11 protein-coding genes and 1 pseudogene are annotated in these 15364 nt (G+C 68.0%); 9 read left to right on the top strand and 3 right to left on the bottom strand.

Features of this window, described 5'->3' with window-relative positions; all coding sequences use genetic code 11:
* Positions 1 to 32: 32 nt before the first annotated feature.
* The 6 genes from ACZ5NH_RS02595 to ACZ5NH_RS02620 all read left to right on the top strand — a co-directional run bounded on the left by ACZ5NH_RS02595 (position 33) and on the right by ACZ5NH_RS02620 (position 7932).
* Positions 33 to 935, top strand: a complete 903-nt coding sequence (locus ACZ5NH_RS02595) for a carbohydrate ABC transporter permease (protein WP_468772585.1) — start codon at positions 33 to 35, stop codon at positions 933 to 935.
* Between the two features lie 65 nt (positions 936 to 1000).
* Entirely contained in the window at positions 1001 to 2983 is a 1983-nt protein-coding gene (locus ACZ5NH_RS02600; protein WP_468772586.1) for a DUF8034 domain-containing protein, read from the top strand.
* The gene (locus ACZ5NH_RS02605; RefSeq protein ID WP_468772587.1) at positions 2983 to 3330 is read left to right on the top strand and encodes an L-rhamnose mutarotase; all 348 of its coding nucleotides are present in this window, start codon (positions 2983 to 2985) and stop codon (positions 3328 to 3330) included. The genes ACZ5NH_RS02600 and ACZ5NH_RS02605 overlap by 1 nt, the downstream gene beginning before the upstream one ends.
* Positions 3331 to 3366: 36 nt before the next feature.
* Complete coding sequence (locus ACZ5NH_RS02610) at positions 3367 to 4245, top strand: amidohydrolase family protein (RefSeq protein WP_468772588.1); 879 nt, start codon at positions 3367 to 3369, stop codon at positions 4243 to 4245.
* 287 nt (positions 4246 to 4532) lie between these two features.
* A complete protein-coding gene (locus ACZ5NH_RS02615) occupies positions 4533 to 7616 on the top strand; it encodes an RICIN domain-containing protein (RefSeq protein ID WP_468772589.1) in 3084 nt (1027 codons plus the stop codon).
* Between the two features lie 208 nt (positions 7617 to 7824).
* Complete coding sequence (locus ACZ5NH_RS02620) at positions 7825 to 7932, top strand: RICIN domain-containing protein (protein WP_468772590.1); 108 nt, start codon at positions 7825 to 7827, stop codon at positions 7930 to 7932.
* A 16-nt stretch (positions 7933 to 7948) separates the two neighbouring features.
* Here the strand turns inward: ACZ5NH_RS02620 and ACZ5NH_RS02625 are convergent, their stop codons facing one another.
* The 3 genes from ACZ5NH_RS02625 to ACZ5NH_RS02635 all read right to left on the bottom strand — a co-directional run bounded on the left by ACZ5NH_RS02625 (position 7949) and on the right by ACZ5NH_RS02635 (position 12859).
* Positions 7949 to 9490 carry an alpha-L-arabinofuranosidase B gene (locus ACZ5NH_RS02625; RefSeq protein WP_468772673.1) on the bottom strand — a complete coding sequence of 514 codons (1542 nt, stop codon included), beginning with the start codon at positions 9488 to 9490 and terminating at the stop codon, positions 7949 to 7951.
* A gap of 52 nt (positions 9491 to 9542) precedes the next feature.
* Positions 9543 to 10796, bottom strand: coding sequence for an RICIN domain-containing protein (locus ACZ5NH_RS02630; RefSeq protein WP_468772591.1), 1254 nt, complete (start codon positions 10794 to 10796; stop codon positions 9543 to 9545).
* A 137-nt stretch (positions 10797 to 10933) separates the two neighbouring features.
* Positions 10934 to 12859, bottom strand: a complete 1926-nt coding sequence (locus tag ACZ5NH_RS02635) for a glycoside hydrolase family 97 protein (RefSeq protein ID WP_468772592.1) — start codon at positions 12857 to 12859, stop codon at positions 10934 to 10936.
* A gap of 312 nt (positions 12860 to 13171) precedes the next feature.
* Between ACZ5NH_RS02635 and ACZ5NH_RS02640 the strand changes: the two genes are divergently transcribed.
* From ACZ5NH_RS02640 to ACZ5NH_RS02650, 3 genes and pseudogenes are all read left to right on the top strand, one after another.
* Positions 13172 to 14665, top strand: coding sequence for an RICIN domain-containing protein (locus tag ACZ5NH_RS02640; protein WP_468772593.1), 1494 nt, complete (start codon positions 13172 to 13174; stop codon positions 14663 to 14665).
* A 168-nt stretch (positions 14666 to 14833) separates the two neighbouring features.
* Positions 14834 to 14971, top strand: a complete 138-nt coding sequence (locus tag ACZ5NH_RS02645; protein WP_468772594.1) for a hypothetical protein — start codon at positions 14834 to 14836, stop codon at positions 14969 to 14971.
* Between the two features lie 3 nt (positions 14972 to 14974).
* A pseudogene (locus tag ACZ5NH_RS02650) lies at positions 14975 to 15188 on the top strand (hypothetical protein); the annotation flags it as partial.
* Positions 15189 to 15364 lie beyond the last annotated feature (176 nt).

Consider the following 15364-nt stretch of genomic DNA (forward strand, 5'->3'; position numbering starts at 1 on the left):
GCACAGCGAACGCGGAACGGGAAGCGCCCCTCATGAGCCGATCTCACCACCAGCCGCCGCACAGCCGGCCCGTAGGGCACCTGCCCTCCCGGCTGCTGACCGGATCCGTACTGGCCGTGTTCCTCGCCTTCTTCGTGCTGCCGGTGCTGTGGCTCGTCCTCGCGGCGACCAAGACCGACCAGCAGCTGGTCCACGACAACCCGCTGTCCTTCGGGTCGTGGCACGCGCTGAAAGCCAACTGGCATGCGCTCACGGGGTTCCAGGACAACGCCGTCATGCAGTGGCTGGGCAACTCGGCCCTCTACGCGGTGATCTCGCTGGTCATCACCCTCGGTGTCGCCGTTCCCGCGGGATACGCCCTGGCCATGACCGAGTTCCGCGGCCGCCACACCCTGCTGGTCGCGACCCTGGTCGTGATGCTCATGCCGAACGCCACGCTGGTGGTGCCGCTGTTCCTGGAGATCAACGCGGTGCATCTGATCGGCACCATGTGGTCGATCATCCTGCCGTACTCGTTCTATCCGTTCGGCGTGTACCTGACGTACATCTACTTCACCACCGCCGTCCCGAAGGACCTGCTGGCCGCGGCGCGGGTGGACGGCTGCTCGGAGTTCCGCGTCTTCTGGCACATCGCGCTGCCGCTGGCGACCCCGGTCGTCGCACTCGTGGGCTTCTTCAGCTTCGTCGCCAACTGGACCAACTACTTCCTGCCGTACGTCATGCTCCCCGAGAGCAGCCAGATGCCCATCCAGGTGGGAATCGGAACCCTGCTCAGCAACGTGCCGTCCTTCAATCCGACCGTTGGTGACCTGGCGATCCAGCGCCCGCAGCTGGCCCTGGCGACGCTCGTGGCCATCACGCCCGTGCTGATCGTCTTCCTTTTCGCCCAGCGCTTCCTGGTCAGCGGGATGCTCGCCGGCGCCACCAAGGAATAGCGGCCCGTCCCGGCCGTCGTCCCGGCGTGCGCCGTCCCGCCGCCTGCCCCGAACGGAGTTCTCCCATGCCCTTCAGCTCTGCCGACCGAACCACGGCCGAGGACGCCGCCTGCGACCACCCGGTCGCGCCACCCGAGATCGAGGCGGGGGTGCCGCTGCTCGAACCACCGGGCTGGGCCGTGGCCCAGCGGTCCCTTTTCGACCTCCTCGACCATGCCTGGCGCCGCTTCGCCCGCGACTTCACCGGCCCCGACGGACGACTGAAGTACACCGGCCCGCTGACCACCCGCGACGGTGTGGACGACTTCTACGAGGTGTTCTTCAACTGGCCCCAGCTGTACCTCCTCGGCGGCGCCGACGACCTGCTGCCCGCCACTGAGCAGCACTGGGAGGGCGTGACCCGGCAGCTCACCGAACTGGGCATGCTGCACGACGAGTTCGAACGCGGCTACGACTGGTTCCACCAGGGCGAGAGCCTGCTCCTGCTCTACTTCCTGTGCATGGCCGCCCCTGACCGCTGGCGTGAGCGCGCCCTGCGTTTCGCCGAGCTGTACGTCGACCCGGCCAAGGGCAACTACGACCCCGCCCACCGCGTCATCACCCGCCCGCACAACGGCAGCGACCCCGACCGCACCGGCCTGTTCGACGGCGACGTCTATCCCTGGCTGCCCAGGGAAGCGCAGACGTACGGCTTCCCGCTCGACTGGATCCCCGAGGCCGACGGCGGCCCCTACCCGCTCTCCGCGGACCCACGCCTCGGCACGCAGATGCGGGACCGGATGGCCGTCGGCGACACCGCGGTCAACCTCGCCGCGACCGGGCTGGTCCTCAACGCCTGGATCCTGTCCGGCGAGGAGCGCTACCGCGAGTGGATCGCCGAGTACGTGGGCGCGTGGCGGGAGCGCACCGAGGCCAACGGCGGTCTCGTCCCGGACAACGCCGGCCCGGACGGGGTCGTGGGCAGCCTGCTGGAGGGTCGCTGGTACGGCGGCCACTACGGCTGGTCCTGGCCGCACGGCTGGCACAGCGTGGGCCACGCGGCCTGTGTGGCGGCGCTCGCGGCGGCCACGGTCACCGGGGACGACGGCTACCTCTCCATGGTCGCGACCTCGCTCGACACCCTCATCGGTCACGCCAAGGTGATGCCGCACACCGAGGCGGACTCCAGCCTTCCCTCCAAGTGGGCGGTCGAACTCGGCCCCGACGTCCGCACCCCCACACCGCACCTGCCGTTCCGCCACAACGACTCGGGCTGGTTCGACTACAACCCCGTCACCGCGCCCGTACCGGTGGCCCTGTGGCACCACACGGCCTCCGACGCCGACCGCGCCCGGCTGGAGCGGCTGCGTGAGGCCGACGGCATCGACTGGCGCACCGTCCGGCCGTTCCGGGCCAAGGAGGAGTCCGGGCACGAGAAGGCGTGGTTCGCCTTCCTCGCCGGCGACGACCCCGGCTATCCCGAGCGGATCCTCGCCATCGCCCAGGCCCAGGTCCGCCACCGCCTGCGGCGCATCGACCGCTACCGCGACCTGGACGTGCCCGAGGCCGACATCCACGTCTGGCAGCAGTCCAACCCTGTGGTCACCGAGGCCCTCGTCCAGCTGACCTGGGGCGGGCCCCAGGTGCTGTACAACGGCGGCCTGCAGCAGGCCCGGCTGCGCTACCACGACGCCGAGGCCCGCCGCGCCGGCCTGCCGCCGGACGTGGCCGCACTGGTCACCTCCATCGACCCCGAGGCGACGACCGTCGAGCTGGTGAACCTATCCCCTGAGGCCGAGCGCACGGTGATCGTCCAGGCGGGCGCCTTCGCCGAGCACACCATCACCGCTGTCCGGTACACGACCTGCGTGGACGACGGCTGGATCGGTGACATGTACGACTACGGCCACCGCGAGCCCGTCGTAACCGAGACGGAGCAGGTCTGCGACAGCGCCTACCTGACGGTCCGGCTGCCCGCGTCCACCCGCATACGACTCGCCCTGCGCCTCCGGCTGCGTGCCAACACCCCCGGCTACCGGACGCCCTTCACCTCTCAGGAGAGTGCGTGATGAAACGCATCGCCCAGACCATCAGGCTCCGGCCCGAACGCCGCCGCGAGTACCTCGAACTCCACTCCGCCGTCTGGCCCGGCGTCGAGCACGCCCTGCACCGGTCGAACATCCGCGACTACAGCATCTTCCTCCACGGCGATGTGCTGTTCGCCTACCTCGAGTACCACGGCGACGACTTCGAGGCCGACATGGCGGCACTGGAAGCCGACCCCGAAACCCAGGAGTGGTGGAAGCTCACCGACCCCTGCCAGGAGCCGTGGCCCGACCGGGGCGACGCGCGCCAGTGGACGGAACTCACCGAGATCTGGCACCTGAGTCCGCCAGGCGACGACGCCACGGCCTGACCCGCCCGCACCGGACCGACCCGACTTGGATCCCCCGTGACCTCGAGCCTGCCCCTCATCGACGCCCACCACCACCTGTGGGACCTCGACCAGCGTCCGCAACCCTGGCTCGACGACCCCGTCCTGACAGCGATCCGCCGCACCTTCACCCCCGACGACCTGCGTACCACCGCCAGCCGGACCGTCGCGGGCCGCCGTCTGCACAGCACGGTGGCCGTGCAGTGCATACCGGACGTGCCCGAGACGGAGTACCTGCTCGCGCTCACGGAGCGGGAACCGCTGATCGGGGCCGTCGTCGGCTGGGCCGACCTGACGTCGCCGGCGATCGGCGAGGTACTGGACCGACTGCTCGCCGGGCCGGGCGGGACACATCTGCGGTCCCTGCGTCACCTGGTCCAGGGCGAGACGGACCCGGACTGGCTGCAACGCCCCGACGTCGAACGCGGGTTGGCGGCTGTGCGGGACCGCGGGCTCCGCTACGACGTGCTCGTCCGCAGCCACCAGCTCGGCCAGGCGATCCGGCTGGCCGAACGCTTCCCCGACCTGCCCCAGGTACTCGACCACGCGGGCAAGCCGCCGATCGCCGACGGTGACCTGGCCGACTGGGAACGCCAGATGTCTCTGCTGGCCGCACACCCACACGTGGTCTGCAAGGTGTCGGGGCTGATCACCGAGGCGGACCACAAGAGGTGGACGTCCGCCGACATCCGCCCGGTCTGGGACATCCTGCTCACCGCCTTCGGCGCCGACCGCCTGATGTTCGGCTCCGACTGGCCGGTCGCGAACCTCGCGGGCGGTTGGAACCGCTGGGCCGCCACCGTGGACGCACTGCTCGACGGCTGTTCCGCCACCGAGATCCACGCTGTCCTCGCCGGCACCGCGACCGCCTTCTACGGCCTTCCCGCCCGCAGCTGACCTTCGGCGCTCGTGCTGAAGGGACCCTGAGAACACGATGACACTCCCAGTCCGCCACCCCGCCGCCCGCACCCCGGACCCCGAGCCTGCCGAGAGTCGTCCCTGATCCGCGAGGTCGCCGCTCACCGGCGCTTCCGAGCCATCGGGACGCTCAAGTGCCGGGCGGATGCAGATCCGTGTCAACCGCACTGACAACAACCCCGGAGCCGCCGCATGAACGCGTTCCCGACCGTCCGCAGCAGCAGGAGGGGCAGACGATGAAGCCCCTCACCTCCACCATCCGCACGGTGTCAGCAGTGCTTTCGACGGCTCTGTCCGCGGTGCTGCTGACATCCCTCACGACGCCGGCCCCGGCCTCGGCCGCGACCCAGGCTACCTACTACATCGCCCCCGACGGCGACGACGCCAACGCCGGGACGATCACGGCGCCGTTCAGGACCCTGCAGCACGCACGGGACGTCGTGCGCACGGTCAACAGCAACATGACCGCAGACATCAACGTCTATCTCCGCGGCGGCAACTACCCGGTGACCAGCACCATCGACTTCACGCCGGCCGACTCCGGAACGAACGGCCACCGTGTGGTGTACGCCGCCTACCAGAACGAGAAGCCGGTGCTGAACGGAGGCGTTCAGGTGACCGGCTGGACCCAGCACAGCGGGAACATCTGGAAGGCCCCGCTGAACCGCGACGACAAGCTCCGCGCGCTGTACGTCAACGGTAAACGCGCCCAGATGGCCTCGAAGACGATCAACTCGGCCGGATGCTACGGGACCTACTCCATCACGGCAGGTCAGGCTCCCTGGGCCTGGGAGTCTGGTTCGCAGTGCGACGGAGCCAAGTACAGCCTCTCGGATCTGCCCGCCGTCGCCGCCAACCAGGACGACGTCGAGATCAAGTCGGCGACGACCTGGACCACGGCCATCGTGGGGGTCCGGCAGATCACCACGAGCTCGGACGGCGCCAATCGCGTGGCCCTGTTCCAGCAGCCGGGTGCGGCCATTGCCCAGGGACCGCCGAACGGCAGATTCAACGCCGGCAGTGGCAGCCACACGTTCATGAACGCGTACGAATTCCTGGACCGGCCGGGCGAGTTCTACTTCGACAGGACGAGCCACACGCTGTACTACTACAAGTCCGGCTCCGAGGACATGACGTCGGCGCAGGTCTTCGCGCCGAACAACGTGTCCACCCTCATCAGGATCGCCGGCACGTCCACGACCGACCACGCGCGGAACATCACGTTCTCCGGGCTCACGATCGAGCACTCCGACTGGAACCTGGTCAATGTCGCGGGCTCCGTCTTCCGGCAGGGCCAGCAGGGCAACGCCGACTCGACCGTGTACGCGAGGCAGAACTTCCACGCCTACACCTACCGCAACGTCGACCTGCCGCCGGGTGCCGTACAGATGGAGAACGCCGACGGGATCGACCTGCAGCGCAACACGGTGCAGCACACCGGCGCCGACGGAATCAACATGGTCAACGATGTGACGGACTCGCAGCTGACCGGCAACGTCACGAACGACACCGCCGGATCCGCCATCACCGTGGGACACCCCCAGCACGTGTACATCGGGGACCACACCTCTACCAACCACGAGAAGTACCCGGTGAACGTCGAGGGCGTCTGCAAGAACATCTCGATCACGGACAACTACCTCTACGACAGCGCGGTGTTGTTCCAGGGGTCCAGCCCCGTGTCGGCGTACTTCACCGATTCCCTGTCCGTGCAGTACAACCGGATCGAGAAGTCCCCATGGGCGGGCGTCACCCTCGGCTGGGGATGGTGGAACTTCGACGGATCTGCGAACTCGATCCGCCCCGGCGTGCCGACCACCACGGCGAGGAACAACACCATCAGCCACAACCAGATCGTCGACACGATGCAGTTGCTCGACGACTCCGCTCCGATCTACACACTGGGCAGCCAGCCGGGAACCGAGATCAGCAACAACTACATCCAGGGCGTTCCGGCCGGTCACAAGTACGGAATGCACCCCGATGAAGGCTCCGCCTACATCAACGAGCACGACAACGTGCTCGATGTCGACCCGAACCTGGCCTACACCATCAACTCCGGCACCTGGGGCCGGCAGCACGACCTGAGCATCACCAACACCTACGGCACCGTCAACAAGATCGCCAGCAAGAACGTCCCGAACAGCACCATCCAGGACGTGCACGCGTACGCGGACAACGTGTGGCCGCCACAGGCGTACGACATCGCCGTGAACTCCGGCCTGGAGGACGCCTACAAGGACATCGTCCCCCGGAGCAACCTGGGCCTGCAGGACTACGCCCTGCCCGCGAGCACGTTCACCGGCAAGGGCGTGTCGTCCATCCCCCTCCGCACCATCGGTGACGCGACCAGGACCTACTGGCTGGCTCCCTCCGGTACGACGACGTTCGCCGTCGGCCCCACCATGACGAAGGCAGCCGGAACCGCGACGACCATCGGTGTCCCGCCGACGCCCGGCGACTACCGCCTCTACGTCGTGGACGCCCAGGGGAACGCATCCCCCGCGTCGAAGTCGCTCGTACGGCAGCGATGGGCCTACGTCGACGACAAGGACTCCGGTCCCACCTACTCCTCCGGCTGGTCGAACTGGAACGACTCACGCGACTTCAAGGGATCCGAGAAGTACACGAGCAGGGCGGGCGACTACGTCCAGTACGCGTTCACCGGCTCGGGCGTTCGGTATCTCGGCATGAAGCAGCCGAACATGGGGAAGGTCGACGTCTACATCGACGGCGCCCTGGCGCAGCCGGGCATCGACGCCTATGCCTCCACGGTGACGAAACAGGTGCCGCTGTTCGAGAAGACGGATCTCGCCGCGGGCCCCCACACGATCAAGGTCGTGTGCGCCGGAACGAAGAACGCGGCCTCTTCCGACACCGTCTGCGCGCTGGACGCGTTCGCCTCCATCCCCTTCCCCTCCACGAACGCGTTCTACAAGATCCTCAACAAGAACAGCGGCAAGACGATCGACGTCTCGGGCGGATCGGCCTCCGCCGGGGCGAACGTCATCCAGTGGAACGACACCGGAGCGCAGAACCAGCGCTGGCGGTGGGTCGCGGTGGGTGACGGCAGCTACGAGATCGTCAACCAGAACAGCGGTCAGCTGCTGGATATCACCAGCGGGTCCACCGCTGACGGCGCGACCGTCATCCAGCAGCCCGACAACAACGGTGCGAGCCAGCACTGGACCCTGGTCGCCGGCGGAGACGGCCACTACAAGATCAAGAATGTGAACAGCGGCAAGCTGCTCGCGGTGTCCGGCTCGTCGACGACAGCAGGCGCCCAGCTCGTGCAGACGACGGACACGAACGCCGCCGGCCAGCTGTGGCAAGCGGTGAACGTGGACTGATTCCCTCCAAGGGCGGACATCGTGGACATCACCAGAGCCGTGCCCCCGGCCGGAACGTGGGGCGACCAAGGCGACGGCACCTACGTCAATCCCATCCTCCCGGGCGACTTCAGCGACTGGAACTGCATCCGGGTCGGCGCCGACTACTACGGCATCACCAGCACGTTCGGGTACTCGCCCGGCATGGCCGTATCGCAACAGCGGGAAGGTGCTCGACGTCAGCGGAGGCAGTACGGCCGACGGTGCCGCGCTCATCCAGTACCGCGACACCGGCGGCTCCAACCAGCGGTGGACCTTCCACCGCGTCACTGGCTGAGCGTGCCGCTTGCTCGTCAGCTCCAGGGAGATGCGGCGAGCCAGCTGGTGTCCTGGGCCCACGACGACGGCGTGTCCCAGGCGTTGGTCCCGCCGTTGCTCGCGATGTAGCCGGTGAATCGGTAGTGGCGGATGTACCTGGCTGGGTAGTTGAAGGACTGCAGGGAGTAACCCGTGCCGCTGTTTCCCGGCTTGGGGCAGAAGGTGGCGTCGGCGGCGAACTGGCTGGTGCCGGCATTGGGCTCCAGGTGGAGCTGGAACGCGTAGTGCCTGAGGTAACGGCCGGGTGTGTTGGCCGACTCGAAGGAGACGCAGTTGCTGTCGGCCAGGCCGGTGCGGACGATCCAGGTGGCGTTGCCCTTGTCGGTGGCGGAACTGCTGGAGGTCACCGGCGCGATCACGACCTTGTCGTCGCTCGTGTCGTGCTGCAGGTAGTCGCTGGTGCAGCACGAGGTGGTGGCCCGCAGTGACACCTTCGTGCCCGGGGTGAAGGGGGTGGCGGTGTCGGTGCTGTAGCCGGCCGCGGCGATGTTGGCCTGGACCGCGGCGTCGGTGGTGTCGGAGGGGTAGCCCTTGACCATGGCGCCCTCGTAGAAGGTGCCCGCGCTCGCGTTGCGGTTGGTCTGGCAGCAGTCGCCGCCGCTGCCGAGGATGATGGCGCCCTGCTTGTGCATCGGGTTGTATCCGCTGGGCAGTGCGCCGCTGTAGAGCTGGGTCAGGCTCCCGGACTCGGCGTTTGCGCCCTTGAGCGCCATCTGGGTGGTGCCGTTGTTCTTGAGCATCGCGGTGACGAAGCGGCTGGTCTGGGAGACCTGGTTGGGGTTCCACGTCTTGCTGCCGCCGGAGAACAGGCCGTTCTCCAGGTCCGCCTGCACCCACGGTCCGGTTCCGCTGCAGCCGCCGAACCAGCATTCCGTGCCGAAGTTGATCGCGTCCATGGCGCTGTTGCCGTCGGCCTTGTGGTCGATCTCGGTGTTGCCGTAGTCGAAGCAGCAGCTGTTGTTGACGTGCGTGCCGCTGGTGACCATGTATGCGCCCTCGGGCGAGCTGCCGGTCGGCACGCCCCCGGTGGAGTTGTATGCGAAGTAGCTGTTGCCGGGGTTGATGTACAGCGCGTAAGCCTTCTGGCCGCCCACGCTGAGCGCTTCGGTGGTCGCGGTGGCCGCCGTGTCGGCGCCGCCGGTCCCGCCGGGTCCCTGGTAGACCAGGGTGTTGCCGCCGCCGGTCTGGTCGTAGACGCGGGTGACGGTGCAGCTGGTGCCCGCGCAGAACGAGTCCTCGGCCGCGGCGTTGGCGACACCTCCGGCGGACAGCACCCCGATGTTCTGCAACGTGTTGTCCGACGCCCGCTGCACTTGGTAGAGCGGGCCGTCGTAGGAGGCGAACAGGGCGCGGGTGGTGCTGTGCGCCGCCACGCACGGCGTGCCGCCGGCCGCGTAGATGTCGCAGGGTCCCTGCGTGGCGGCCTGTGCAGCACCGCTGAAGGCGCCAAGGCCGGCGAAGGCGAGCGCCACCGCGGCCAGGCGGACAACCACCCCCCGGCGCAGTCGTCGGAGCATGAGCAGCGCAGGCACGATGAACTCCCTTGTTAGTCGATACGGGGACAGCAGGTCACTGGATGGTCCAGGCCTGGTTGGACTGGTTCAGCGGCATCCACTGACTGATGGCGGCTCCGTCAGCCGTCGATCCGCCGCCGACCTCCAGGACCTGCCTGCTCTCGAAGTTGCGGATGACGTACCCACCGCTGGTCGGCTCGAAGTACCACAGCTGGTTGTTGCCGCCGCCGTAGGTGTACTGCTGCAGGGCGGTCCCCTTCCGGTGACTGGAGGCGTTGATGTCGAGGACCTTGCCGCTGTTCCGGTTCACGATCCTGTAGAGCTGACCGCTGACCGGAACGATGTCCCACTGCTGGTTGGCACCACTGTTGCTCGGCCACTGGACGACGTGCGCGCCGTCGGCGGTGGAGTTCTGGTACACGTCCATCAGCTGCCCGCTGTTGACGTTCTTGATCGTGTAGTACGTCGACGCGTTGATGTTCGGTGTACCGGTCGAGTCCTCCAGCGCCTCGCCGGCCTGCTGCACGCTGAAGTCCGCGATGAAGAAGTACGCGCCGTCGGTCTTGGCGACCCGCACATAGCGGAACTTCTGGCGGACGTCGATGTTGCCCGTGAGTGTCGAGGCGAGCGGCAGCGTGTCCGTCTGGCGTTGCAGGACGGTGTACGTGGCGAACGACGGGTCGTTGGAGGCCCGGATCTCGAAGTGGCCACGGGTAGCGGGCCGATCCAGGTCCTGACGGGTCGTCAGTGAAAACGAGCTGGTAGGCCTGCCCCAGGTCGACCTGGTTTTGTCACTGCCCTGCAGCTGGAAGTCCGAGCCGATGTCGGGGTAGCGGGCCCGGGTGGCGCGGACCCCGTTGACGTACATCTGCCGGAAGTCGAGGGTGCCCACGGGCGCCTTGTACTCGCCGCCCGCCGCCGCGGTCCAGCCGATGATCGCCCTGCCGCTGGTGATCACGGGCGTCTCACCGTTGTACGCCTGGTAGACGACTGTGTGGCCGTTCGTGCCCGAGTCACTGGTGCCGAAGGTGATGGGGGTGGTGAGGGGGTAGATGCCTCCGCGCAGGTTCACGACGATGTCGTCGGACATGTTCGCGTTGACGGCTCGGACCGCGGCCTTGGCGGCCTGAATGGTCTTGAACGCTGCGGCGGTACTGGTTCCCGAGTTCCTTTCACTGCCGTTGACAGGGTCGACGTAGAAGTTCGTCGTGGCCGCGTAGGCGGGTTGAGCGGGCGGTACGGCCGCGAAGACGACGGTGGCCGCCGCGAGGGCCTTGGCCGTCCCTGCGCCGATGCGTAGGGGTCTCATCTGTGCTGTCCCCTCCTCCAAACCCGCTACTTATGAGTTGTATTCGGTGGCGATCGACCGCCGACCGCAGCCCCGGCCGAGGCCGCTCCCTCCCAAAATAAGTAGTACTCATTCCGGGGACTCGAGCGCACGACCGCTCATCCTTGGGTCAGGACGACCGCCTGGCCGCCCGCAGGGGCCATCGCGACGCTCAGCGTGGTCGACGAGGTCACGGTCCGTGTGCTCACGACGACCGGGGTCTGATACGGGCTGCTGCCCGGTGTTCCGTCGGCGTAGATCGTGGCGGTGTAGGTGCCGCTGCCGAGGAAGGACAGCGGGACCGGGAGGGTCCGGGCGGTCTCGTTGGTCATCGCCCCCAGGTACCAGGTGGTGCCGCTGCGCCGGGCGACCGCGATGTACTCGCCGATCGCACCGGCGAGGGTCCTGCTCTGGTCCCAGACGGTGGGTATGGCGTCGAACCAGGGCAGCCCTGGCCAGTTGGAGGGGGTGGAGTACTTCGAGGGGGCGTCGTACCAGTACAGGAACTCCAGGGGCTGGTAGTACACGGCGGCCATCGCCATCTGGTGGGCGTTGGTCGTCCGGTCGCGGGACTGGCCGTAGCAGATGGTGTAGTCCATGGGCCCGCCGATGTTGCGGGTGAAGGGCAGGGTGACGTTGTGGGTGGCGGTCGGGAAGTGCTCGTTGCCCCGCACACCCTCCAGACTGATCCAGTTGGGGTAGGTCCGTTCGAAGCCGAACGGCCGTACGTCGTCGTGCGTGTCGATCAGCAGTTTGTACCTGGCCGCTGTCCTGACCCAGGCGGTGATCCGGTTCGTCATCGCCTGTGTGCCGTCGTTGATGAAGCCCAGCTTGACGCCCGCGACGCCCCATCTCTGGTAGAGGGCGAACAGGCTGTCCGGGCTGCTCAGGGCCATGGGGTTGACGTAGAGGAGGACGCCGATTCCTTTGCCGGTGGCGTGGGAGATGACCTTGGGCAGGTCGATGGCGGAGATCGGCTGCGTGGCGTCGGCCGAGGTGTGCTCCGGGCCGTACCACCCCGAGTCGTACTCGATGTACTGCAGGCCGCGGGCGGCGGCGAAGTCGACGCCCGCCAGCCCGTCCGCGGTGGTCAGGTTGCACCGGAAGACCTTGCCCGGTCTGATCCACGACGTGTCGGCGAGGGCGCCGGCCGGGGCCAGGTTGAGCACCAGCTCCGCGTTGTCGACCAGTTCGGCGTGGGTGGAGCCGATCACCACCGCGCGCCAGGGCGTGACGAACGGTGTACTGACGGTGGAGGTCGTCTGGGCCGTTCCAGAGCCGCGCGCGGTGTGCTGCATCAGGTACGCGGCGAGGGTGTTGGGCTGTCCGGAGACCGAACTGAGCATCAGCCGCGGGTGGTTGACGCGGTCCGACTCGCAGACGCAGGCGATGAGCCCGCCGCTGTAGGTCGCGGCGAGGGGGAGGTCGGTCAGGGGGCCGCTGTCCGTGGAGGAGGTTCCGGTGGGCGGGATGGAGCCGGGCGCGACCGGGTGGTAGTCGTCCTCGTCCCGCGCGCTGTAGACGAGGGTGCCGTCCGGGAAGGCGAACGTCGTCAGTTCGCCGGCGATGGTGGCGGTGCCCGAGTCCAGCAGGACATAACGGAACGCGACTCCGGTCGCGTAGGCCCGGATCTGGACACCGAAGTTGATGGAGGTGCGCTTGTCCCGGAGGTTCCAGCGCATCTCCTGGTAGGCGTCCAAGACGGTCGCGTTGCGGCCGTACACCGGGTTCCATGTGCGGTCGACGTGCCAGTGCTGGTAGTTCGTCAGAACGGCGTCGGTGCCGAGGGTGGTTCCGTCGCTCAGCCGCAGGCCCATGGCCGAACCGGCCACGACTGTCGCGCCCTTGCGCCGGGCCGACCACTGGAGCGAGCCGCCCGTCAGCGACATGGTGATGCTGGTGGTGCCGTCGGGCGATGTCGCGGTGACGGAGGGGTCCGAGGCCTCGGACGGATATGTGCTGCCGATGCCCAGCGCGGCCGTTGCGGCGGCGACGGCCGCGCCCTTGAGCACCCTGCGGCGGGAGGGTTCCTGAGGCCCTGACACCTTCACAGTCGTTCCACCTCGCTTGGATATGGTTTCCAACAAACTCAACCAGCAAGTAACAGATTCCGACTGCCCCGAAGTTTCTACGCCTATCCCGAACCAGAGGTCAACCCCTCGTATCCTCCCCTCACATGTCCGAAATCCTGGACAGTCCGGGCGACTTGCGGCCCTGGCGAGCCCGGCTGCGTGTCCCGCGAGCCGGTCAAGCTTAAACAAATTCGAACGCCATCCTTGACGCCGCAAACATGCCACGACTCTCATGGGTCTCCGCCGACACCAAGGGACCGTCAACCTCGACAGAGAGGGACGCACATGTTCAAGGGAGTTGCCCGGACGCCCGCCGGCCGATGGCGGCGCAGAGCCGCCGCGTTACTGACCCTGCTGGGAGGCCTTGCGGCGCTCCTGCTTCCGGCGACCGAGGCGCACGCCGCCTCGGCGTCGTTCACCATGGGCGCCGCGCGCACCGACCAGAACGGGAACGCGCTGCAACTGCACGGCCTCGGCATCATCAAGGTGGGCAGCACCTGGTACGGCTTCGGGGAGGACAAGACCGGCGAGACGTCGTCGGACACGTCGTTCCAGGACATCCCCTGCTACACCTCGACGGATCTGGCCAACTGGACCTACCGGGGCGTCGCCCTGGCCAAGCAGAGCAGCGGCGACCTGGGGCCGAGCCGCGTCGTGGAGCGACCCAAGGTCATCTACAACGCCTCGACCAGCACCTACGTGATGTACATGCACATCGACAGCACCAACTACTCCGAGGCCAAGGTCGGTGTGGCGACCAGCAGCACCCCCTGCGGCCCCTACACCTACCGGGGAAGCTTCCGGCCGCTGGGCAACCTCAGCCGTGACCTCGGCCTGTTCCAGGACACCGACGGCACCGCCTATCTGCTGAGCGAGGACCGCAACAACGGCCTGCGCATCGACAAGCTGTCCGCCGACTACCTGTCCGTGGACAGCGCTGTGGCGGTGCTCGGCAGCAGCGGCAGCAGCGGCAGCGTCGAGGCGCCCGCCATGGTCAAGGCCAACGGCACCTACTACGTCTTCGGCTCGCACCTGACGGGCTGGGGCCTCAACGACAACATCTACGCCACCGCCACGTCACTGGGCGGCCCCTGGTCGTCGTTCCGTGACTTGGCCGCACCCGGCACCCACACCTACGGCAGCCAGACGGCGAACGTCATCACCGTCCAGGGCTCCTCCGGCACCACCTACATCTACGCCGGCGACCGCTGGAACACCTCCGACCTCGGCGCGTCGAAACTGATCTGGCTGCCCCTGACCATCAGGGGAACGACGGTGAACCTCGGCCAGTACCCCACCTGGTCGCTCGACACCGCAGCGGGAACCTGGACGGCCGACAGCGGGATCCCCGCTGAGGGCGTCCACACCCTGAAGGATGTCAACAGCTCCATGCTGATGGATGTGTCGAGCGGCTCCACGGCGAACGGCGCCAAGATCATCCAGTGGCCGTCCACCGGCGGTACCAACCAGCAGTGGACGCTCACGCGGGTGGGGGACAACATCTACACGCTCAAGAGCGTGAAGAGCGGCCTTTGCCTGGACGTGCCGAACCAGTCGACCGCCACCGGCCTGCAACTGCAGCAGTGGACCTGCAACGGCGGGACCAACCAAGAATGGTTCCTCGACCTCGTCGGCAGCTACACCGGCAACACTTACATGCTCGCCGGCGTGGGCAGCGACTTGGACATCGGTGTCGCGAGCGCCTCGACCATCAGCGGGGCGGCCGTGGACCAGGAATCGGGCACCGGCGCGACGAGCCAGCAGTGGAGTCTTTCCTGACACGCGCGCCAGGACCGCTGACTCGGATCAACGACCACGTCGGCCACGTGTTCCTCACCCCGCAACGCTTCCAGCCGGCCGAGGAGTTCGTCATCCGGCACACGGCGGCCAGGTCGTCACCGTCGAGCAGCACCTGTGCTACTTCGCCGCCGCCCACCGCCTGCCCAGGTGGACCGAGGCCGCGAACTCGTCAGCCTCCGCGGCCACGAGCGCTACGCACAGCCGTGGACGGCCGTGCTGTCCCCGGCGGTGGCGGGGCGGGTGGTCGCCGAGGTGCTCATCGGGCATCCCGTGGCCCGGTTGTAGGCTGACGTCACGGCAGAGTCCTCCGGCCTGGCAGGCCACCGCGCCCACCTCGCCGGAGCCGCGCACCGACCTGCCCGTCCTGCTCCTGGCACGCCAGCCAGGCTTCCGGGGCCCGCTGTTCCGCGTCTTCGCCCCCAGCGAGATCACCCTGTGCGTGCTCCGCTCCCCACACCCGGCCCACCTCGCCGTGGACGGGGCGCGCCGACACACCGCTTGAAGCCATCCACGAGCCGAGGGGTGCGGCGGCAACAGACGCGATCGCCGGGCAGATGCTCGACCTTCAGCCGGATCAACCTGCTGCGGATCAGGGGGAGTTCGCCGCAGTGGACGAGCCAGGGGCCGCGGTCCTGCAGGCAGGATGCATTCGGTTGCCGGGTCTCCGGCTAGGAGGCG

The sequence above is a fragment of the Streptomyces sp. NPDC031426 genome (assembly GCF_055581585.1).

Coding starts and splice junctions, on each gene's coding strand:
- ACZ5NH_RS02630 (WP_468772591.1), bottom strand. CDS start 10,796: ATGAGACCCCTACGCATCGGCGCAGGGACGGCCAAGGCCCTCGCGGCG.
- ACZ5NH_RS02595 (WP_468772585.1), top strand. CDS start 33: ATGAGCCGATCTCACCACCAGCCGCCGCACAGCCGGCCCGTAGGGCAC.
- ACZ5NH_RS02600 (WP_468772586.1), top strand. CDS start 1,001: ATGCCCTTCAGCTCTGCCGACCGAACCACGGCCGAGGACGCCGCCTGC.
- ACZ5NH_RS02625 (WP_468772673.1), bottom strand. CDS start 9,490: ATGCTCCGACGACTGCGCCGGGGGGTGGTTGTCCGCCTGGCCGCGGTG.
- ACZ5NH_RS02640 (WP_468772593.1), top strand. CDS start 13,172: ATGTTCAAGGGAGTTGCCCGGACGCCCGCCGGCCGATGGCGGCGCAGA.
- ACZ5NH_RS02605 (WP_468772587.1), top strand. CDS start 2,983: ATGAAACGCATCGCCCAGACCATCAGGCTCCGGCCCGAACGCCGCCGC.